This is a genomic window from Gordonia sp. ABKF26, from assembly GCF_041103195.1.
GTDB lineage: Bacteria > Actinomycetota > Actinomycetes > Mycobacteriales > Mycobacteriaceae > Gordonia > Gordonia terrae.
On record NZ_JBGCVZ010000003.1, the window covers coordinates 2,128,707 to 2,150,062 of the forward strand.

A 21,356-nucleotide genomic window follows, 5' to 3' on the forward strand; every position below is an offset into this window, starting at 1 on the left:
ATGACCCCCACCGGTGCAGACCCCGCCGGCTCAGGCCCCCCGGGAGCGGATCCGCTGCCACTCGCCGGATTCACCATCGGCATCACCGCGGCCCGGCGCGCCGAAGAGTTCGCGGTGTTGCTGGAACGACGCGGTGCCGAGGTGATGCACGCCCCGACCATCCGCATCCTGCCGCTGGTCGACGACACCGAGCTCGAGCGGGTGACCGAGGAACTGATCGGGAACCCGCCGGAGGTGATGGTCGCGACGACCGGCATCGGGTTCCGCGGATGGGTCGAGGCCGCCGACGGCTGGGGCAACGCCGAAGCCGTGTTGCGGGCGCTGTCCGCGAGCCGGTTGATCGCCCGCGGCCCGAAGGCCAAGGGTGCGATCCGGGCGGCGGGTCTGCGCGAGGAGTGGTCGCCGGAGAGCGAGTCCTCCTCGGAGGTGCTCGACCGGTTGCTGGAGGAGGGCGTCGAGGGCGTCCGGATCGCCGTGCAGTTGCACGGCGCCACCAGCGAATGGGAGCCGCTGCCGGACTTCTGCACGGTTCTGCGCGCCGCCGGTGCGGAGGTGGTGCCCATCCCGGTGTACCGCTGGAACATGCATCCCGACGTGGCGCGCATCGACAAGATGATCGCGGCGGTGCTCCGCGGCGATCTCGATGCGATCACCTTCACGAGTGCGCCGGCGGCGGCATCGATCCTGACCCGCGCCAAGGAGCTGGGCAAGCTGCAGCAGTTCGTCCATGCGTTGCGGACCGCGGTGCCGGTCATGTGTGTGGGCTCGGTGACCGCCAGTCCGCTGGAGGCACTGCAGATCCCCACGATCTACCCGCGCCGGTTCCGGCTCGGTGCGCTGGCGCGGCTGATCACCGACGAACTGCCGCGCCGCAGCCATCTGCTGCGGGTCGCCGGTCACGACACCGCCATCCGCGGACAGGCCGTGGTTGTCGACGGCGAGCTCCGCGAGATGTCGGCGACGAGTCTTCTCCTGCTCAAGCTGCTGGCCCGTAACCCCGGCCGCGTGGTCTCCCGCCAGGAGCTGCTCGCGGGGTTGCCCGGGGACAGCTCCGACACCCATGCGGTCGAGGTCGCCGTCGCGCGACTCCGTGCCGCGCTGGGGGATTCGAAGATGGTGCAGACCGTGGTCAAACGGGGCTACCGACTCGCCGTCGACCTCGAGTACGACGCCGAAGACGAGTGAGGAAGGAGCGAGAACACATGCACGACAACCATGTACGGCTTCCGCACGGCGACCGTCTACAGGGGTACAGCCCGGTCCTGGTCGCGCACGGGACCCGCAATCCCCACGGGGTCTCGGTCATCGCCCAGATCGCCGAGGCCGTCAGCGACCGGATCGGTCTCACCCGTACCGCGTTCGTCGACGTCCTCGGGCCCACACCGAGCGAGGTCATCGCCGACCTGGATCGCCCCGCCGTCCTGGTCCCGGCGTTCCTCGCCTCGGGCTACCACGTCCGCAAGGACCTACCCGAACACGTCGCGGCCGCCGGCCGGGAGGACACCGTGGTCACCCGGGCGCTCGGACCCGACCCGGCCATCGCCGCGGTCGCGCGACTCCGCCTGGCCGAAGCGGGCTGGGAACCGGGCGACGCGGTCGTGCTCGCCGCTGCGGGTTCGTCGGACGAGAGTGCCTGTGGCCAGGTGCATCTCGCGGCCCGGCAGCTCGAATCGCTCATCGGCGGGCGAGTCGAGGTCGGGTTCATCACGACAGCGACGCCCAGTGTGCCCGACGCCGTCGAACGAGCGCGGCGAACGGGTCGCCGGGTCGTGATCGCGAGCCATCTCCTCGCACCGGGCCTGTTCCATCAGCGGCTGAACACCTACGGTGCGGACGCGGTGGCCGCACCGCTGGGGCCGGACCCGCGGATCGTCGACCTGATCGTGACGCGGATGCGCGCGGCGATCAGTCCGTATCGGCGGACCGCCGCGGCGCGTCTGAGGTAGGCAACCCCTCAGGCGGAGGGGTCCCAGCGGCACTCCCGCAGTCGGATCCGCCCGTCGGTGATCGGAACACCCTCCGCCCGTAGGCGTTCCAGCTGCCGGGTCGCGAGGTGGGGTGCCGGCCGGCCGCCGGCGGGTACCACGCGGTGCCAGGGCAGGTCGGCGGTGTCGGTCCGCATGATCCAGCCCACGATCCGGGGACTGGACAATCCGGCTGCCACGGCCAGGTCGCCGTAGGTGCTCACCTGCCCCACCGGGATCGCCGACACCAGTGCGCGGACCCGTTCCACCTGCTCCTCGGTGATGGCCGCCATCGGCGCAGACCTCCCGTCGTTCTCGTCGGGCCCGACTCGGCGAGCCGCGTGGATGATCCGCGCTACAGCAGCGATCGGATCAGGGTGGCGCTGAGCCCGGGTTCGAGGAACGGCACCATGTGCCCGCAGTCGGCGTGGTGGACGGTGACCTCGGTGCCGCGTTCGCTTGCGCAGGCATCCAGGAAGGCCGGCCGCACGAACGGCGGCTGGACCTGATCGGCGACCACCACATGGGTTGGTGTGCCGGGTGGCGGAAGCACTGCGGGTCTTGCCATCTCGCTCCACGACGCCGCGGCGGCCGGGGCGCTGACCCGCCAGCCGACCCGCCCTCGCGGCCGGGGGACGAGGTGCTCGGCGAGCTCGCTCTCCATGAGCGCGTCGGGAACGGCCGCCCAGCCCTCGGCACGTTTCGCCGAGCGTGCGGCCTCGGCGTCGGCGTAGTCCCAGTTGTCGAGACTGTCGGTGGCCACCTCGAGCGCGAACTCGGGGTCGAGGCCCTGCGCGGGATCGAGCAGCACCAGGCCCTTGACCGCGTCCGGGCGGCGGTTGGCCAGGTGCAGCGCCAGCGCGCCGCCGAACGAGTGCCCCACGACGACGACCGGCTGCTCGTCGGCGGGGATGTGGTCGTCGATCACCGCCGACAGCGCCCGCACCTGGTGTTCGATGCTCCACGGCGGGCGCCACGGTGACCGGCCATGACCGATCAGGTCCGGTGCGACGAGCCGGACACCGGGGAGGTGGTCGGCCAGCGCTGCCCAGCGAAGGCCGTGGCCGGTGAGCCCGTGGATGGCGAGAACCGCAGGACCGCTGCCGAAGACATGGGTGTTGAGAGCTGCCACCCGTCCATCCTGCCGTACGGCCCCCGGCGGAAACCGATGCAGGTGGCGGACGGGAACCGACGCAGGTGGCGGCGCCCCGCCGAGAGCGTCGGTGGGCCGTGATTCGATGGGTGCATGAGTCGGAGACCGGGTGCCCAGACCCCGCGCAGCGCGCTGCTCGCGCGACTTGTCGCGGCCCCCGACTCCACGGATCGTCCCCGGCACTGGCCGCCTGCGGTGGCCGAGGTCATCGAGCCGCCCACGAGCCGCCCGGCCGACGAGGAACAGGCCTGGCGTCCGGTACGGGTGCACGGCGGTCCGGGGAGCGGGAAGACTGCGCTGATCGTCGACGCCGCGGTGGCCCGACTGCTCGACCCGGACACCGATCCGGAGTCCGTTCTCGTCCTGGCGTCCAGCCGGCGCGCGGCCGTCGCCCTGCGCGAGGAGATCACCCGGCGCGTCCTGTCCGCCGGATCGAGCGGCCGCCGGGTTCTCGGCGGTGCGCTGCGCGAGCCGCTCGTGCGGACCGTGCACTCCTACGCCTTCGCGATCCTGCGCCTGCAGGCCCAGGCCCACAACAATCCGCCGCCGCGGCTCATCACGGGCTCCGAACAGGACGTCGTCCTGCGCGAGCTCCTCGCCGGTGACATCGAGGACGGCGCGGGTTACTGGCCGGCTCACCTGCGGCCCGCGCTGGGCACCGACGGTTTCGCCCAGGCGTTGCGCGACCTGATGATGCGCGCCGCCGAACGCGGCGTGGGCCCCGAAGAGCTTGCCGCGCTGGGACGTACACACAAGCGGCCGGAGTGGACCGCGGCCGCTCGCGCGTACGCCCAGTACGAGCAGAACATGCTGCTGCGCGGGGCGGTCGGTCTCGAGACGCCGGGTGCCTCGGCACCCGCGGTCGACGCGGCCGAGCTGATCGGTTCGGCGCTGTCGGCGTTCGCCACCGATCCCGACCTGCTGAGCGGCGAGCGCCGCCGCATCCGGCACCTGCTGGTCGACGATGCGCAACATCTCGATCCGCAAGCGGCGCAGCTCATCACGCTGGTCGGGACCGGAACCCTCTCGACGATCATCGCGGCCGACACCGACCAGTCCGTGTTCGGGTTCCGGGGTGCGAGTCCGCGCTTCGCCGACGGGCTGGCCGAACCGGGCAGCCCGCTCGACATCCTCCTCGAGGACGACTTCCGGTCCCGGCCCGAGCTGTCCCGGCTCGGACGCGCGATCGCCGCCCGGTTGCCCGGCGCCCGCCCGCATCCCTATCCCCGGCCGGCCACCGATGTGGATGCCGCCGAGCCGGAGTCGGAGGGGTCGGGCCCCGCGAACGGGGGCGGCGCGGCCGCCGTGCGGGTGTACGGGTCCGCGGCCAAGGAGGCCACCGCCATCGCCGACCTGCTGCGGCGTGCCCATCTCTTCGACGAGGTGCCGTGGTCGCAGATGGCGGTCGTCGTCCGGTCGGTGTCGCTGGCGCTGCCGCCGCTGCGACGGGCCTTCCGGTCCGCGGGCGTACCCCTGACGACGCCCGCCAGTGACCTGCCGCTGCATCGGCAACGTGCCGTCATCGGTTTGATGCTGGTGCTGCGCGCGGTCGCCGCGCGTGCGGCGAGCCCGGCTTCGCCGGACGCGCACTCCACCGACACGCTCGACCACTTCACCACCGAGGACACGCTCACGCTGCTGTCCGGTCCGATCGGTGCGGCCGATCCGGGATCGATGCGCCGGTTACGACGCGGTGTGCGCCGCCTCGACGACGCCGACGACCCGGCGGGACAACCGGATTCGCTCACGTCCCTGACCCGCGCGATCCTCGACCCCGAGGTCGGCGCGCGCTACCGTCGCCGACTCACCGAGACCGAGGCGATGCCGCTGGCGCGCGTGCTCGACGTCGTCGGCGCGGCCCAACGGGTGCACGACGCGCGGCGCGGGATCGAGGAGACCCTGTGGGCGGCGTGGCAGGCCACCGGGCTCGAGCGGCGGTGGGCGGCATCGGCCGTTCGCGGCGGCCCGGCGGGCGAGCAGGCCGACCGCGACCTCGACGCGGTCATGGCGATGTTCGAGTCCGCCGCGGACTTCACCGACACGCTGCCCGCGGCCGGGCCGGCCGGGTTCGTGCACTACCTGTCCCAGCTGCAGATCCCGCGCGACAGCCGGACGGCCACGGCGGCAACCGAATCGGTGACGGTGCTCTCCGCACACGCCGCGGTGGGACGCGAATGGGAGGTCGTCGCCGTCGCGGGCGTCCAGGACGGGCTGTGGCCGTCGCTGCGAAGTCGCGGAGGCGTTCTGGCCACCGGACAACTCGTCGACATCCTCGACGGCATGGACGCCGACGCCGTGGACACCGTCGCCCGCGGGGCGACCGCACTGGCCGACGAGCGCAGGCTGTTCCTCGTCGCGTGCACGCGGGCCCGTAGCCGGTTGCTCGTGACCGCGGTCGAGGACGGCAGCGGGGACGCGTCACCGTCGCGCTTCATCACCGAACTCGCGGATCTGGTCGGCGATCCCGACGATCCGGCGGAGTCGGCCCGCGCCGAGGTCCGGCTCGACCCCGGCGTCGACCGGGTGCTCTCGTTGCCCTCACTGGTCGCGACGCTGCGATCGGCGGTGATCGCCGGCGCCGACGAACCCGATGCGCCCCGGACGACGGCCGCGGCGCGTCTGCTGGCCGAACTCGCCGACTCCGACATCCCGGGTGCGCATCCGCGCGACTGGTTCGGGCTCGCCGCACCCAGCACCGACGCTCCGTTGTGGACGCCGGAGTCGGGTCCGCTGACCCTCTCGCCGTCGAATGTCGATGCGCTGACCCGCTGTTCGTTGCGGTGGGTTCTCGAACGCAACGGCGGGCGCGACGGCGACGGCACCCCGGCACTGACCGGCAGCCTCGTGCACACGCTCGTCCAGGCGGTCGCCGGCCAACTCGATCCGGCCGAGGTGACCGCAGCGCTCCGCGACATCTGGGAACGTGTCGACACCGGTGCCGGCTGGTACTCGGCCCGCGAACTCGAGCGCGCCGAGGGCATGCTCGGGCATTTCCGGGAGTGGCTGCGCATCTCGCGCTCCGAACTCGAGGAGGTGGGCGTCGAGTTGCCCGTCGACGCAACCATTCCCGCCGACCCCACCGCGGGCCCCGACGAGCTCGAGGTCCGCCTCCGCGGACGCGTCGACCGACTCGAGACCGATGCCGAGGGCAGGCCGGTCGTGGTCGACGTCAAGACCTCCAAGACGCCGATCACCAAGGCCGACGCCGACGAGCACGCCCAGATGGCGGCCTATCAGGTGGCGCTGGCGCACGGCGGGGTGCCGCAGTTCGGCGACACCCCGCCCGGCGGTGCTCGACTGGTCTACGTGTCGACCGCGAACCGCAATTCCGGTGCGGCCGAACGCGTCCAGTCGCCGCTGACACCGGAGTTGCTCGACGAGTGGATCGGGGTGGTACGCCGCGCGGCCCGGGCCAGCGTCGGACCGACGTACAGCGCGACACCCAATCCCGGTTGTGTGCACTGCACTCTCACCACGAGTTGTCCCGCACAGATCCCGGGGAAGGCGGTGACCGATGACTGATCTGCAGGACCGGATCGACCGGCCGATCGTCGGGGCGAAGTCGCTGGCGGCCGCGCTGGGACTGCCCGACCCCACGCCCGAGCAGGTCGCGGTGATCGAGGCGCCGATGGAACCCATGCTCGTCGTCGCCGGCGCGGGTGCGGGCAAGACCGAGACGATGGCCTCGCGCGTGGTGTGGCTGGTGGCCAACCAGCTCGTGGCCCCCGACGAGATCCTCGGACTCACGTTCACGCGCAAGGCCGCGAGCGAACTCGGCGCCCGCATCCGGCGGCGCCTCTCGATGCTCGCCGGGTCGCCGGCGCTGCGGAACTGGGATCCCGACGGCGCGTTGGCCGCCCGGCTACGCGGTGCCGATCCGGAGGTGAGCACCTACCACGCCTATGCCGGGCGGCTGATCGCCGACTACGGGCTGCTCCTGCCGGTCGAACCGTCGTCGACACTGCTCACCGAGACCGAGCTCTGGCAGCTGGCGTTCTCACTCGTCTCCGCGTGGCCGGGCGAACTGAACACCAAGAAGGTGCCGGCGAGTGTCACCGAGGCGGTGCTCAAACTGTACGGCGAGATGTCGGAGCACCTGGTCGACATCACCGACCTCGCGCAGGCGGGTTCGACGCTGTACGAGCTCGTCGACACCCTTCCGAAGGGTCCCAAACAGCGCGACAAGCCGACGCAGGCGCTGCTGAAGGTGCAGGAGGTCATCGACGAACGGCGTGAGCTGATCCCGATGGTGATCGCGCTGGGCGAGACGATGCGGGCGCAGTCCGCGCTCGACTTCGGCAGCCAGATGTCACTCGCGGCACGGCTGGTGGTGTCCAACCCCGAGGTCGTCACCGCCGAACGCACCGCGTTTCGCGCGGTCCTGCTCGACGAGTACCAGGACACCGGTCACTCGCAACGGGTGCTGCTGTCGACGCTGTTCGGCGGGCACGGGCGCGCCCCGGTCGCGGTCACCTCGGTCGGCGACCCGATCCAGTCCATCTACGGGTGGCGGGGTGCCTCCGCGGCCAACCTGCCGCGGTTCGCCCGCGACTTCCCGCGTCCCGACGGGACTCCCGCCCGTCGCCTGGAGCTCCTCACCAGCTGGCGGAACGCGGCCCAGGGTTTGCGGCTGGCCAATCAGATCTCCGAGGAGCTCCGACGCCGCGGGATCCCGGTCAGCGTGCTCCGGCCCCGTCCCGACGCCCCCCACGGCACGGCGACGATCGCGCTGACCGAGACCGTCGTCGACGAACGGAACGTCATCGCCGATGCGATCGAGGAACGCTACCGCGCGGCCCAGGCCGCGGACGAGGCACCGCCGACCACCGCGATCCTGGTGCGGCGCAACGAGGATTCGGCACCGCTGGCCGCCGAACTCGAGAGCCGGGGCATCCCCACCGAGGTGGTTGGCATCGGCGGTCTGCTGCACGTCCCGGAGATCGAGGACATCGTCGCGACCCTGCGCGTGATGGCCGACCCGATGGCCGGGACCGCCGTGATGCGTCTGCTCACCGGGGCCCGCTGGCGGCTGGGCGCCAAGGACCTCGCCGCGCTGTGGCGCCGGGCCACCACTCTCGCGGCGGAGAGTTTCGCCGAGGCGGGCGGCGTCGTCACCAGCCGAGAGGCGCTCGACGCGGCACTCGACGCCGTGCTGCCCACCGAGATCGTGGACCGGGCGGGAATCGCCGACGCCGTCGTCGATCCGGGCGAACCCACCGACTACAGCCCCGAAGGGTACGCGCGCATCCGGGCGTTCGGTGCGCAGCTGGAGTCCTTGCGGCGTCGGATCGGACAGCCGCTCCCCGAACTCGTCGCCGACGTGGAGAACACGATCGGGGTCGGCGTCGAGGCCCAGATCCGGGCGCGCCGCATGCGGGGCGCGATCACCGGCCGGGAACATCTCGACGCCTTCGCCGACTACGTCAGCCACTACGCCGATCGCCCGGGCGCGAACCTGCCCGGCCTGTTGGCGTTCCTCGACGCCGCCGAGACGATCGAGAAGGGTCTGGAGCCGGGGCGCATCGAGGTGGCCGAACAGCGCGTACAGATCCTCACCGTGCATGCGGCCAAAGGACTCGAATGGGACGTCGTCGCGATACCGCACCTGGCGAAGGGGATCTTCCCCAGCGCCAAGGCCGACACCACGTGGCTGGGCAGTGCACGCGAGCTCCCGGCCGACCTGCGCGGTGATCTGGCCATCCCGGCCGAGGCGGCCGACGGTGCGCCGGAAGGGTTTCCGATCCTGACGATCGACACGGTCGCCGACCGCAAACAACTCGAGGACGCCCTGACCGACCACAAGGCCGCGATCGGCGAGCGTCGCCTCGAAGAGGATCGGCGGCTGCTGTACGTGGCGCTCACCCGCGCTCGGCACGATCTGCTCATCTCGGCGCACCACTGGTCGGAGACCGGCGACAAGCCGCGCGGCGGCTCGGATTTCTTCGACGAGCTGATGGTCGGCATCGACGAGGCGATCACCGACCCGAGTGTCGACTCGACCGGGCTGTCGATCGCGGTGCGCACGCCGCCGCCGGAGCCGGACAGCCCGAATCCGTTGGCCGAGCGTGCGATCGCAGCACCGTGGCCGCGCGATCCGCTCGGCGGCCGCCGCGACTCGGTGCAGCGCGCGGCCGACCTGGTCACCGACGCCATCGCCACCCGCGCAGCGCCCGCGCTGTTCGACGCACCGGCCGTCGACTCGGCGACCGCGACCACGCCTCCGGCCGATCCGGCGGACGAGATCGGTGCCTGGGAGGCCGAGGTGTCGGCCCTGCTCGCCGAGCATCACCAGGCGAATCAGGCGCTCGTCGAGGTGTCGCTGCCGACCCACCTGTCCGTCAGCCAGCTGGTCGAACTCGACGCCGACGAAGCCGAGTTCGCCCGTCGGTTGCGCCGCCCGACGCCGTTCCGGCCCAACCCGATGGCTCGGCGCGGCACCGCGTTCCACGCGTGGGTGGAACGGTGGTTCGGCGCGACCAGACTCCTCGACATCGACGAATTACCCGGTGCCGCAGACGCGACCGCGAGCCCGGACGCCGATCTCGAGGAACTGCGGGCGGCGTTCCTCTCCTCGCCCTGGGCGAATCGCAGTCCCACCGAGGTGGAGGTGCCCTTCGAGACCGTCATCGGCGGGATCGTGGTGCGTGGACGGATCGATGCGGTCTTCGCCGAGAAGGACGGCTCGTGGACGGTCGTCGACTGGAAGACCGGTGTGATCCCCGAACCCGCCCGCCGGGAATCGTTGTTCATCCAGCTCGCCGCGTACCGCCTGGCGTGGGCGCAGCTGGCCGGGGTGGAGGCGACGAAGGTCCGGGCCGCCTTCCACTATGTGCGCGACGGGCACACGCTGGAGGCCGACGACCTGCCCGACGAGGCGACCCTCGCCGCCAAGCTCGCCCGATGAGCCGGCCCGTGACGCGAGGGGAGTCCCGCCAGATGAGTTGTGGGGCGCCGTGGTGGGCTACATTGCAGCGTGTGAGCGAACTCGACGAGCGCGAGCGCGCCGGTGGCTAACCGCCTGCGCCGACGCTTCGGCGGTACCGATCTGGTCAACCGGCCCGACCATGCACTGGTCGGCGTCGTCCGTATCCCCGAACTCCAGCAGAGTCCGAGCCGGGCGATCGGCCGACGCGTCTTCTGGGCGACCCTGGCGCTGCTGTTCACCTCGGTCGTGGTCTGGTTGGATCGCGCCGGCTACCGCGACGCACAGGACAACGAGCTGTCGTACCTGGATGCGCTGTACTACTCCGCGGTGACCCTCTCCACGACGGGCTACGGCGACATCACGCCGATCACGCCGTTCGCCCGTTTCATCAACCTCGTCATCATCACGCCGTTGCGCGTGCTGTTCCTGATCGTGCTGATCGGTACCACCCTCGAGGTGCTCACCGAACGGTCTCGACAGGCGCTCAAGATCCAGCGTTGGAGGAATACCGTGCGCAATCACACCGTGGTCATCGGTTACGGCACCAAGGGCCGCACCGCGGTGGACGCGATGCGCGGTGACGGCATCAAGCCTTCCGAGATCGTCGTCGTCGACGCCGACGCCACGGTCCTCGAGGCGGCCGCCTCCGACGGACTGGTCACGGTGCGCGGCGACGCCACGAAGTCGGATGTGCTGCGGCTGGCCGGCGTGGCCCACGCCGCGAGCATCGTCGTGGCCACCAGCCGCGACGACACCGCGGTCCTCGCCACACTCACCGCCCGCGAACTCAACCCGCGGGCGAAGATCGTCGCGTCGATCCGGGAATCGGAGAACACCCACCTGATGCGGCAGTCCGGTGCGAACTCGGTGGTGGTGTCGTCGGAGACCGCCGGTCGCCTGCTCGGCATCGCGACGATGACCCCGTCGGTGGTGGAGGTGATCGAGGACCTTCTCACCCCGGACGCCGGTTACGCCATCGCCGAACGTGAGGTCGATCCGACCGAGACCGGCGGGTCGCCTGCCCACACCCGCGACATCGTCCTCGGCGTCGTGCGCAACGGCGTACTGCATCGTGTCGACGACAGCGCGGTCGAACAGATCGAGGTCGGCGACCGCCTGCTGTATGTCCGCAAGAGCCCCAACGACGACTGACCGATCCGCCGCTTCTGAGAAAGGCTTGTGCGCCAGTGCATTTCGAGCTGCCCGAACCGCCCCTGCTGTCGCGTGCGGTGTTCGACCGCGCGGACGCCATCCGCGACGACGCGCACCGGATGGCCGCCGGATGGCCGACGGCGAAGGTGTTGCTGATCGACGCGGCCGGTCGATACCCGGTGAGCGATGCCGGTGCGTTGCACTGGGTCGCCGCCACCACTGTCGCCGAGGCTCCACCGGCCGACGCGGTCATCCTCGGCTTCGACGCGGCCGACGGTGGCGCCGACCTGTGGACGCGTCGTGTGCACCACATCGACGGCCCGACCGACGACGCCCGGCGTGGTGCTACGCGGCTGTCCGCCGACGAGGCGGGCCTGCTCGCCACCGCACTGGGGATCCTGAACTGGCATGAGACCGCCCGTCATTCACCGGTCGACGGTTCGCCCACCCAACCCGCTCGCGGCGGGTGGGTCCGGCGCAGCGTCGACTCCGGACGAGACGAGTTCCCGCGTACCGACCCGGCGATCATCACCGTCGTCCACGACGGTGCCGACCGCATCCTGCTCGGTCGGCAGGCCGTGTGGCCGGACGGCTGGTATTCGACGCTTGCCGGTTTCGTCGAGCCGGGGGAGTCGCTCGAACAGTGCGTGCTCCGCGAGGTGCACGAAGAAGTCGGCATCGTGGTGCGCGAACCGCGCTACCTGGGCAGCCAGCCCTGGCCGTTCCCACGGTCGCTCATGTTGGGTTTCGCGGCCATCGGCGACCCGACCGACGAGCTGGCATTCCTCGACGGAGAGATCGGCGACGCGCAGTGGTTCCACCGCGATGAGGTCCGGGAGGCTCTTGCCCGCGGCGACGGCTGGTCACGCGCCGAGGCGCCGGGCGCCGACGACGCGGATCGTCTGCGCCTTCCCGGGTCGATCTCCATCGCGCGATCGATGATCGAGGCCTGGGCGGCCGGGTAACCCGCGCCGAGCAGACCCGATGCGTCTCAGACGCCCAGCTTGGCCTTGACGTCGGCGATCGACGGGTTGGTGGCTGTGGTGCCGTCGGCGTAGAGGACGGTGGGCACGACGTGATTGCCGCCGTTGACACTGCCCACGAACTCGGCGGCGTCGGGGTTCAGCTCGATGTCGATCTCCTGCCAGGTGATTCCGCTGCTCTTGAGGCCGCGCTTGAGGCGGGCGCAGAATCCGCACCACGACGTCGTGTACATGGTCAGTTCGCCGGTGTCGGAGGTGCGGGCGCCGGCCTCGTCGTCGATCACGTTGCTCATGGGTCCCATAACACCATGTCCGGGCCCGCTGTTCCCGTCGGCATCGTTCTCGCCCGTAGCTGTTCCCTGCTGTGCTGTTCGCTGCTGTGCCGTTCCCATCTGGGGGCGGCGTCGGTGGTTGGTGACATAGTGGACGCCGTGCCTCACCCGACTTCTGCCGCGAATCCCGAGTCCTCGCGTCGCGCCTCGGCGCCGGTGAGTCGTGGCGCGGTCGAGGGGCTCGATCCCGAACAGAGCGCCGCCGTCCTCGCGCCGCGAGGACCGGTGTGCGTACTGGCCGGCGCGGGCACGGGCAAGACCCGGACCATCACCCGCCGGATCGCCCACCTCATCGACACCGGCCAGGTCAACCCCGGTCAGGTTCTCGCGGTCACGTTCACTGCCCGGGCCGCGGGGGAGATGCGGACCCGACTGCGCGGTCTCGGTGTCGGCGGCGGTTCGGGCGGCAGCGTCGCGGCCCAGACCTTCCACGCCGCCGCCATGCGGCAGCTGCGGTACTTCTGGCCGCGCGCGTTCGGTGACGCCCGCTGGGAACTCCTCGACAACAAGTTCCCGCTCATCTCGCGGGCGGCCCGACGCTCCGGTCTGGACACCGCCACCGACACCCTGCGCGACCTGTCGTCGGAGATCGAGTGGGCCAAGGCCTCGCTCATCTCGCCGGAGAGCTACGTCGAGGCCGTGGGCCGGCTCGGCCGGGAGTCGCCGGCGCCGCCCGCGAAGGTCGCCGCCGTGTACGGACACTACGAGGACGCCAAGGTCTCGCCCGATGGTGACCGGTTGCTCGACTTCGACGACATGCTCATCTACATGACCCAGATCCTCACCGCCGAGCCCGGCGCGGCGGATGAGTTCCGTTCGCGGTACCGGTGTTTCGTCGTCGACGAATACCAGGACGTGACCCCCGTGCAGCAGGGTCTGCTCGACGCCTGGCTGGGGGAGCGCGACGATCTGACGGTCGTCGGCGATGCCAACCAGACGATCTACACCTTCACCGGCGCGTCCCCCAACCACCTGCTGGACTTCAGTCGCCGGTTCCCGGAGGCGACGGTCGTCCGGCTGGAGCGGGACTACCGGTCCACCCCCGAGGTGGTCGACCTCGCGAACCGGGTCATCGGTGCGGCCCGCGGCCGGATCGCGGGAACCCGGCTCCGCCTCGTCGGACAACGCCCCGCCGGTCCGGCGCCGCAGTTCGCCGAGTACGACGACGAGCCCGCTGCGGCGACTGCCGTCGCCATCGAGATCAAGCACCTCCTCCGCGCCGGGGTCGCACCCGCGGAGATCGCCATCCTGTACCGGGTCAACGCGCAGTCGGAGAACTATGAGCAGGCGCTCACCGAGATGGGTATCCCGTACCAGGTCCGCGGGGGCGAGGCGTTCTTCGCGCGCACCGAGGTTCGGCAGGCCATGCGGCAGCTCGCCACGGTCGCCGGCCGGGAGGTCAGGCCCGACGTGGAGATCCTCGACGTCGTGCGCGCGGTCCTCGGCGAGCTCGGACTCACCGAGGAGGAGCCGTCGGGCGCCCAGGCGCGGAGCCGCTGGGAGTCGCTGAAAGCGCTGGTCCAGCTGACCGAGGACATGGTGGCCGAGAATCCCGAGCTGACGCTGCCGCAGCTGTCGGCCGAGCTCGCGTCGCGCGCCGAAGCTCGTCACCCACCGACCGTGCAGGGTGTCACGCTGTCGTCGCTGCACGCGGCCAAGGGACTCGAGTGGGATGCGGTGTTCCTCGTCGGACTCACCGACGGGTCCCTGCCCATCAGCCAGGCGATCAAGGGGTCGTGGGAAGAGGTCGAGGAGGAGCGACGCCTCTTCTACGTCGGCGTCACCCGCGCCCGCGAGCATCTGCATCTGTCGTGGGCGCTGGCCCGCAACGAGGGTGGCCGCGCTCGACGGCGGTCACGTTTCCTTGCCGATCTCGTTCCCGACGACTCGCCCGCCTCGCCGATAGCGAAGGAGCGAGCACCCCGTCGTGGGCCGACGTGCCGGGTCTGTGGTTCGCGCCTGATGGACTCGACCGCGACACTGCTCGGTCGCTGCGCGGGGTGCCCCTCGGATCTCGACGAAGGGCTGCTGGTCTCGCTGAAGGAATGGCGTCGTGAGCGGGCGCAGGAGAAAAAGGTACCGGCGTTCGTCGTCTTCTCCGACAAGACACTCACCGCGATCGCCGAGCAACGACCCACCGATACCGCTGCGTTGGTGGCGATCTCGGGAATCGGCGCCAAGAAGGTCGACGACTACGGCGACGACATCCTCGAACTCGTCAAAACTGCAGGTCAAAAATAGGTTGTGCGGGTTTCGGCCCAGCGTCTAGTCTGATTCCCGTCAGTACGGGGATGGGTCGAGTGCGTCCGTCACGAGGCCCCCACAGTCACCGACGACCGACGACAACGCGGAAAGCCACGACACCAGAAGGGAGTGGATCAGTGAACGGAATCATCGTGCGCCAGGCCGGCACCTGCCAGTCTGCGGCGAAACTGAGTGCGGCGAACACGCATGCGACGACATCGCATGCTGCAAAGCGCAATCAGCCCGCCATCGCGCGTACCGGTCGCACCCGCTCCTGGATGCCGGTCGCCCGAGCGTGCACCAGCTTCGCACGCCCGGTCGCCCTCCCTCCGGCGGCTCTGCACCTGGCAGCCGAAGCGCGCGTAGCGCGAATCGCACCGCCCGCAGCAGCAGTAGCACCCGCGCCGCGTCGGTTCCCCGTTCTGTTCCGAAGTTCCCGGAGTTAGATCTCCGAGACAATCCGGGCCACGGGCGAATCGCAGAGGCGACACCCGTGGCCCTCTTTTTCTGTCATCCGAATCTCCGCCCCGTTCCGGGGTCTCGGACACAGAGCCACATCGAGGACTCGGGTTCAACACCCCAAACGAGCAGATGTGGAGATTCCCAATGACTGTCGAATGCGTACTCGAGTCCTGTATGTCGGCGGACCGCGCAGCGACCGCCCGGCTCGACCTGCCCTGCCAGGTCGCCGACGCAGATCTGTGGTTCGCCGAAGACCCCCGTGACCTCGAGCGTGCGAAGGCGATGTGCGCCGAGTGCCCGCTGCGGGCCCAGTGCCTGCAGGCCGCGCTCGACCGGTCCGAACCCTGGGGGGTCTGGGGCGGCGAGATCTTCGAGCGTGGCGCCGTCATCGCGCGCAAGCGTCCCCGCGGCCGTCCGCGCAAGAACGCTGCGTGACGACAACACCGACGCCGCGAGCAGAAATGCTCGCGGCGTCGGTGTCGTGTCTGTGGAGTGGTGTCAGTCGCCCAGGCCGGGAACCCACTCCTCCATGATGGCGCGGTAGGGGGCGTGTGCCTCGAGTTGCGAGGCGATGCCGACGCAGCCCCCGAGCACACGGAAGACCATCACGAAACGCTTGGGCACGTTGAGGTTTCGTGAGGTCTTGTACACGTCGCCGCGGACATCGGTGGCCTTGCCCGCGGCTCGTTGCATCCACTTCCGGGTGAAGTGGAAGGACTCGGAGTAGAGCGGATCGACGTACGGACGAAGGTAGGCCTCGAGATCGGCACTCGTCACCTTGTTCGCGTGGGACGGGCGGATGAACTCGGCCGAGATCATGAGCTCTTTGAGTTCGTCGTACTTCTTGTCACGCGCCAGCCGCAGGATCGGACCGGTCTCGGGCGGGAGCCCCTCCGGGTAGTGACCCACCGCGCCGAAGTCGAGCACGCCGAAACGTCCATCGGTCGCCACGAAGAAGTTTCCCGGATGCGGGTCGCCGTGCAGGAGTCCGACCCGGTAGGGGGAGCTGACCTCGAACTCGGCCATCTTCGCGGCCGCATCGTCGCGGGTCTTCTGATCGCCTGTGGTGATGATCTTCGACAGCGGGACGCCGTCGACCCACTCCGACACGACGACCTTGGGGGCGCTCGCGACGACCTTCGGGATGAGGAAGTCGGGATGTCCGTCGTAGGCCTTGGCGAAAGCGCGCTGGTTGTCGGCTTCACCGAGGTAGTCGAGTTCGGCTTCGGTCCGGTCGATGAGTTCGTCCATCATCGCCTTGACATCGGTGCCGGGAGACAGCCGCTGCAGGAGTCCGGACATGCGGGACAGGGTCTTCAGATCGGCTTTCAGTGCGTGGTCCGCGCCGGGATACTGCACCTTGACCGCGACCTCACGGCCGTCGGACCAGACACCCTTGTGGACCTGCCCGATGGACGCCGAGGCGGCCGGTACGTCGGAGAATTCCTGGAAACGCTCGCGCCAGCGGGTGCCGAGCTGCTGGTCGAGCACCTTGTGGACCTTCTCCGCCGGCATCGGGGGAGCGTCGGCCTGCAATTTGGTGAGGGCTTCGCGAAAGGGCTCACCGAACTCGTCCGGGATGGCGGCTTCCATGATCGAGAGCGCCTGCCCGACCTTCATGGCGCCGCCCTTCAGCTCGCCGAGGACGGCGAAGAGCTGTTCGGCGGACTTCTCCAGGAGCTCCTGGTTGACCTCGTCCTTGTCTCTGCCGACCATGCGCTTGCCGAAGCCGGCAGCGGCCCGACCGGCCATACCGATCGGAAGAGAAGCCAGTTTCGCGTTGCGGCGACCCTGTCCTTTGGTGATGTCGGTCATAGCATCCTTTCCGCGTCACACAATAGACGACCTGGCTCGTTGATCTCGTACGGCACGACAATCACAGCCCGGGTGCGGCGACCACCGCTTGATGTCCAGTCGAGTCGGGTCATCTCGCACCTCCAGAACTCGGTCCAGCAGTTGCGGGGCCGCAGGCGAGTCCGACCCGGACCGACGGCTGTGCACGGCGGCCACCAGCCACTCGATCTGGGAGTACGCGATGGCGGCGGTCATCGCCTGAACGGTCGCGCTCGCCTGTCCCGACGTGCGGATCAGCTGCGCAGCCAATGCCGGCCATTCCGGGTCTGCGTCGGAGCGGTGACGATCGGCGCACATCAGGCAACCGGACAGCCCGGGCAGCACCAGCGGACCGACGATCCCGACCCCGTCTCGGACTCGCACCAGCAGGTGCGGAATCCCGGCGCGGGTCAGCGCGAACACCACCTGCGGGTCGTGGACGACGAAGTCGGTCAGGATGACCAGGTCGGTGTCGACGGCGTCGAGCGAGCCGTCGGGGAGCCGACGCATGGTGTGCCGGGCCGACGACGTGCCCGATCCGGACAGCGAACTCGTCAGATGCTCGCTGAGCGGTCCCTGCCCGTGAATCAGGACGTGGAAGTCCGAGCTGCGGCGCTCGACTTCGGCGACCGCCCGACCTGCGGACACCAGACTGCTCAGGACGAGGACGAGATCGTCGTCCTGCAGACCCGCCCGGCGTGCTCGGCGAGAGAACGTGTCCGAGGTACATGCGTCCTCGAGTGAACGCAGCAGCGCCGCAACGGAATGCGCCGACACCGAGGCGTCGAGATCGAGCAGCAGGCTGTCGGCCGGATCTATCCCGACGCGGACCGAGTTCCCGGGCTGGACGAGAATCGGGGTACCCGGACGCAGCCGTGGCACCGCGAACGGACTCCCCGCGACGATGTGAGCCGAGAGGGCGCGGGCACTCGTCCGGACTGGCGACATGCGGCAACTGTGCCAGCCGGACGCCCTCACGGACGCTCGGCGAGCGGGTTATCCACAACATGGCCGGATCCACCGGGGGTGTGGACTTCTACGATCCGCCTCGGGCGGAGCCGTCACCGCTGTCACCCTCGCCATCGGGGCTCTCGCGGTCATCGCCCTTGCCGCGAGCCCGTTCGTCGGCGATGGTCTTCTCGAGTTGCGCGATCGGGTCGTCGAGCTCGTCGCCGCCCAGGAGTCGGTCGATGAAACCGGCGGGGTTGTCGAGGTCGTCGGAATCCGGCAGCAGATCGGGGTGAGCCCACACGCCGTCCCTGGTCGCGACGTCGGTCGCCTCCAGCGCGCGACGCCACAACTCCGAGGCCTCACGGACCTTGCGGGGTCGCAACTCGAGACCGACCAGTGTTGCGAACGTCTGCTCTGCCGGACCGCCCGAGGCGCGTCGGCGCCGCATCGTCTCGGTGAGTGCCCCGGTGCTCGGGATCCGGTCGCCCAGTGCTCGGGTCACGACCTGCTCGACCCAGCCCTCGATGAGCGCCAGCAGGGTCTCGAGGCGGCCGAGTGCTGCCTTCTGTTCCGGCGTCGTCGTCGGCTCGAACGTCGTCGACGAACTGATGAGCTCTTCGAGTTTCGAAGGGTCGGAGAGCAATTGGGTCGGGTCGATCCCGGCGGTGGCGTCGGTGATGCCGCTGAAGTCGATACTGATCCCGCGGGCGTACTCCTCGACGGTGGCGAGGAGCCGCTGACGCAGCCAGCCGACATGGGTGAACAGGCGCACGTGCGCGGCCTCACGCGCGGCCAGGAAGACGATGATCTCCTGCGCCGGCTGTTCGAGTCCCTCGGCGAACTTCGCGATCGCCTCGGGAAGCAGGACGGCGATGCCCTCGGGTGCCAGCGGCAGGCCGACGTCGGTCGACGTCAGCACTTCCTTGGCGAGTTGGCCGAGGCCCTGTCCGAGCTGTGTGCCGAACGCCATGCCGCTCATCTGCGTCAGCATCCCGATCATGGGGCCGGCGAACTGCGCGGCCTCGGCGGGGAGGTTGTCCTGCCAGGTGCGGGCGAGCTGCTCGGCAACCGGATCGCACAGTCCCTTCCACGTGTCCATCGACTCCTCGAGCCATTGGACAGGGGTCCACGCCACCGTCTGGGTGACCCCGCTGGGGAAGTTGGTCGCGTCATCGAGCCAGACGTCGGCGAGACGGACGGCGTCTGCGGATGCGGTGTTCTCCTTCTCCAGGATCGGGGTGAACGAACCGATCTGCTGCCGGGCGAGGTTGGTGGCCACCGAGTAGTTCACCGGACCTTGCCCGCCACCGGCCATACCGGCGCCCATACCGCTGAACATGTTGCCCAGTTGCGAGAACATCTGACCGATCATGTTGGGATCGAACTTCGACGGGTCGAAGTCGCCGCCCGGGCCGCCCCCGAAGCCCTGGGCGCCCCCGAATCCGAACGGGTTGGACCCGCCGAACGGGTTGCCGCCGGGATTGTCGCCCGGCTTGTTCTTGTCACCGCTGTTCTTGTCGCGGTCGTCGTCGCCGTCACCGGACGACGAGAAGCCGAAGGGCAGATCACTCATGGGTTCCACCGTACCGCCCGGTGAGGTAGGTGAACGGCGACGACTGTTCGCCCTGCGCGTAGTCGGCTCATGGTTTGCGTTGCGTGGCCGCGGCGTCCTCGGCGCACCCGCTCGGCCCCGCCGCGGGGCACTATCGTGTGCGGAATGAGTTCGAGCCCCCGCTTCCGGAGAATCGCCGCGGCCGCGGTCTCCACCGTGGTCCTGCTGGCGTTGCTGGTCCTGGGCACACAGGTGCAGGTGCCCTACGCCGCGCTCGGACCCGGACCGACGCTGAACACCCTCGGCACCGCGAAGGTGGAGGACGACGGCGCGGTCGTCGAGCGCAAGGTCGTGCAGATCGACGGTGCGGCAACCGATCCGACGACCGGCCACCTCAATCTCACCACCGTCTCCGTCCGAGATGGGCTGTCGCTCTTCGACGCCCTGGGGATGTGGTTGTCGGGCACCTACTCGCTAACTCCCCGTGACCAGGTCTATCCGCCGGATCGCACCACCGAACAGGTGCAGCAGGAGAACGCCCAGCAGATGACGGGTTCGGAGGAGAACGCGACGGTCGCCGCACTCCGCTACCTGGACCGTCCGACGGCCCTGCGCATCGCGAGCGTCGGACCCGACGGACCGGCCGTCGGGGTGGTGCGCGCCGGCGACGAGGTCGTGCGGGCCGGAGGCGTACCGGTGGAGACGGGCGAACAGCTCCGGAAGGTCGTCGGTGACAATCCGCCCGGAACGGTGCTGCCGCTCGAGATCGTCCGGGCCGGCGCACAGCAGACGGTGTCGGTCACGCTCGGCAAGCATCCCGCGGACCCCGAGGCCGGCTACCTCGGCGTCGTCCCGGAGGTCGTGAACGCCGATCCCCGGCTCGAGGTCACCTACACGGTGGGCGACATCGGCGGGCCGTCGGCCGGGATGATGCTGGCATTGGCGGTCATCGACCAGCTGAGTCCCGGCGAGCTGACCTCCGGGAAGTTCATCGCCGGCACCGGCACCATCACCGACGAGGGCGCGGTCGGCCCGATCGGCGGCATCACCCACAAGACCCGAGCCGCGCGCGACGCCGGTGCGACGGTGTTCCTCGTGCCTGCCCGCAACTGTGCCGAAGCTGTTTCCGAGCGACCGGACGGGCTCGAGCTGGTCAAGGTCGACACCCTCGACGGCGCCGTCGACGCGCTGGGTGCGATCGGCGCCGGACGTCCGGCGCCGACCTGCTGACACGGTCCCGGACGCGTGGGGTCAGCCCCGCGCGGACTCCTCGGGCACGTCGGGAGCGAAGGTGCCGCGGAGCGCGGCACGCAGTTCGAGGGCCAGTTGAGGATGGGTCAGCAGCTCGCGTTCCTCGTCGGTTCCCGGACGCAATCGCATCAACGCCAGGTCCGCGCCGCTGCGCAGTACCCCGACCACCAGGCGGGCGACCTCCTCGTCCGCATGCTGGTCGCCGGTCTCGGTGACGACGTAGCGAGGCGTGTGGTCGTCGTCTTCGGGCTCCACGACGAGGATCTCGATCGCGACCGCCGCGCCGACGACGTCTCGCGGCCAGACCGCCGACGCCAGGAACTCGTCGAGGTCGTCGACGTCCTCTTCCACGGGCGTGAGGGCCGGGCCGTCCGCAGAGATCACGTCGGGGAGCCGTTCGGCGAGCAGGTCCGTGGGTGCCAGCGCGAATACCGAGGGTTGTTGTCCCCAACCGCGCGTGTCGACATGTTCCATGATCTCGCTCAGGGCGCTGCCGAGGTCGTCGGCTGAGTAGACACGCGGGGCATTCGATTGGTCGGCCACGTGCTCATCCT

At 70.2% G+C, this 21,356-nt stretch carries 16 protein-coding genes; 9 read left to right on the forward strand and 7 right to left on the reverse strand.

Features of this window, described 5'->3' with window-relative positions; all coding sequences use genetic code 11:
- Both AB4Z55_RS09895 and AB4Z55_RS09900 read left to right on the forward strand, forming a co-directional pair.
- Positions 1-1,185 carry a uroporphyrinogen-III synthase gene (locus AB4Z55_RS09895; protein WP_033206084.1) on the forward strand — a complete coding sequence of 395 codons (1,185 nt, stop codon included), beginning with the start codon at positions 1-3 and terminating at the stop codon, positions 1,183-1,185.
- 17 nt (positions 1,186-1,202) lie between these two features.
- On the forward strand, positions 1,203-1,946 hold the full coding sequence (locus tag AB4Z55_RS09900; protein WP_064570860.1) for a sirohydrochlorin chelatase: 744 nt from the start codon (positions 1,203-1,205) through the stop codon (positions 1,944-1,946).
- A gap of 8 nt (positions 1,947-1,954) precedes the next feature.
- Here the strand turns inward: AB4Z55_RS09900 and AB4Z55_RS09905 are convergent, their stop codons facing one another.
- Positions 1,955-2,257 carry an MGMT family protein gene (locus AB4Z55_RS09905; RefSeq protein WP_239404023.1) on the reverse strand — a complete coding sequence of 101 codons (303 nt, stop codon included), beginning with the start codon at positions 2,255-2,257 and terminating at the stop codon, positions 1,955-1,957.
- A 62-nt stretch (positions 2,258-2,319) separates the two neighbouring features.
- Complete coding sequence (locus tag AB4Z55_RS09910) at positions 2,320-3,096, reverse strand: alpha/beta fold hydrolase (RefSeq protein WP_369519637.1); 777 nt, start codon at positions 3,094-3,096, stop codon at positions 2,320-2,322.
- 114 nt (positions 3,097-3,210) lie between these two features.
- Here AB4Z55_RS09910 and AB4Z55_RS09915 point away from each other — a divergent pair, with 114 nt between their 5' ends.
- From AB4Z55_RS09915 to nudC, 4 genes are all read left to right on the forward strand, one after another.
- A complete protein-coding gene (locus AB4Z55_RS09915) occupies positions 3,211-6,639 on the forward strand; it encodes an ATP-dependent helicase (protein ID WP_369519638.1) in 3,429 nt (1,142 codons plus the stop codon).
- Positions 6,632-10,021, forward strand: a complete 3,390-nt coding sequence (locus tag AB4Z55_RS09920) for an ATP-dependent helicase (protein ID WP_369519639.1) — start codon at positions 6,632-6,634, stop codon at positions 10,019-10,021. Before AB4Z55_RS09915 ends, AB4Z55_RS09920 begins: the two co-directional genes overlap by 8 nt.
- A gap of 102 nt (positions 10,022-10,123) precedes the next feature.
- Positions 10,124-11,194 carry a TrkA family potassium uptake protein gene (locus AB4Z55_RS09925; RefSeq protein ID WP_369519640.1) on the forward strand — a complete coding sequence of 357 codons (1,071 nt, stop codon included), beginning with the start codon at positions 10,124-10,126 and terminating at the stop codon, positions 11,192-11,194.
- Between the two features lie 35 nt (positions 11,195-11,229).
- The gene (gene nudC / locus AB4Z55_RS09930; RefSeq protein WP_248643203.1) at positions 11,230-12,159 is read left to right on the forward strand and encodes an NAD(+) diphosphatase; all 930 of its coding nucleotides are present in this window, start codon (positions 11,230-11,232) and stop codon (positions 12,157-12,159) included.
- Between the two features lie 26 nt (positions 12,160-12,185).
- Here nudC and AB4Z55_RS09935 read toward each other — a convergent pair whose 3' ends face one another.
- Positions 12,186-12,470, reverse strand: coding sequence for a mycoredoxin (locus AB4Z55_RS09935; RefSeq protein ID WP_004023425.1), 285 nt, complete (start codon positions 12,468-12,470; stop codon positions 12,186-12,188).
- A gap of 129 nt (positions 12,471-12,599) precedes the next feature.
- Here AB4Z55_RS09935 and AB4Z55_RS09940 point away from each other — a divergent pair, with 129 nt between their 5' ends.
- On the forward strand, positions 12,600-14,750 hold the full coding sequence (locus AB4Z55_RS09940; RefSeq protein WP_369520996.1) for an ATP-dependent helicase: 2,151 nt from the start codon (positions 12,600-12,602) through the stop codon (positions 14,748-14,750).
- 609 nt (positions 14,751-15,359) lie between these two features.
- Positions 15,360-15,650 carry a WhiB family transcriptional regulator gene (locus AB4Z55_RS09945; protein WP_033206051.1) on the forward strand — a complete coding sequence of 97 codons (291 nt, stop codon included), beginning with the start codon at positions 15,360-15,362 and terminating at the stop codon, positions 15,648-15,650.
- A gap of 63 nt (positions 15,651-15,713) precedes the next feature.
- On the opposite strand, the gene AB4Z55_RS09950 is transcribed toward AB4Z55_RS09945, so the two are convergent.
- The 3 genes from AB4Z55_RS09950 to AB4Z55_RS09960 all read right to left on the reverse strand — a co-directional run bounded on the left by AB4Z55_RS09950 (position 15,714) and on the right by AB4Z55_RS09960 (position 19,572).
- On the reverse strand, positions 15,714-17,030 hold the full coding sequence (locus AB4Z55_RS09950; RefSeq protein WP_004023421.1) for an AarF/ABC1/UbiB kinase family protein: 1,317 nt from the start codon (positions 17,028-17,030) through the stop codon (positions 15,714-15,716).
- A 15-nt stretch (positions 17,031-17,045) separates the two neighbouring features.
- Entirely contained in the window at positions 17,046-17,996 is a 951-nt protein-coding gene (locus AB4Z55_RS09955) for a hypothetical protein (protein ID WP_354562895.1), read from the reverse strand.
- A gap of 88 nt (positions 17,997-18,084) precedes the next feature.
- Positions 18,085-19,572 (reverse strand): zinc-dependent metalloprotease, encoded by a 1,488-nt coding sequence (locus AB4Z55_RS09960; RefSeq protein ID WP_004023419.1) that lies wholly within the window; start codon positions 19,570-19,572, stop codon positions 18,085-18,087.
- 144 nt (positions 19,573-19,716) lie between these two features.
- Here AB4Z55_RS09960 and AB4Z55_RS09965 point away from each other — a divergent pair, with 144 nt between their 5' ends.
- The gene (locus tag AB4Z55_RS09965; RefSeq protein WP_033206044.1) at positions 19,717-20,781 is read left to right on the forward strand and encodes a PDZ domain-containing protein; all 1,065 of its coding nucleotides are present in this window, start codon (positions 19,717-19,719) and stop codon (positions 20,779-20,781) included.
- Between the two features lie 21 nt (positions 20,782-20,802).
- Here the strand turns inward: AB4Z55_RS09965 and AB4Z55_RS09970 are convergent, their stop codons facing one another.
- The gene (locus tag AB4Z55_RS09970; protein WP_354562894.1) at positions 20,803-21,345 is read right to left on the reverse strand and encodes a PPA1309 family protein; all 543 of its coding nucleotides are present in this window, start codon (positions 21,343-21,345) and stop codon (positions 20,803-20,805) included.
- Positions 21,346-21,356: the final 11 nt, after the last annotated feature.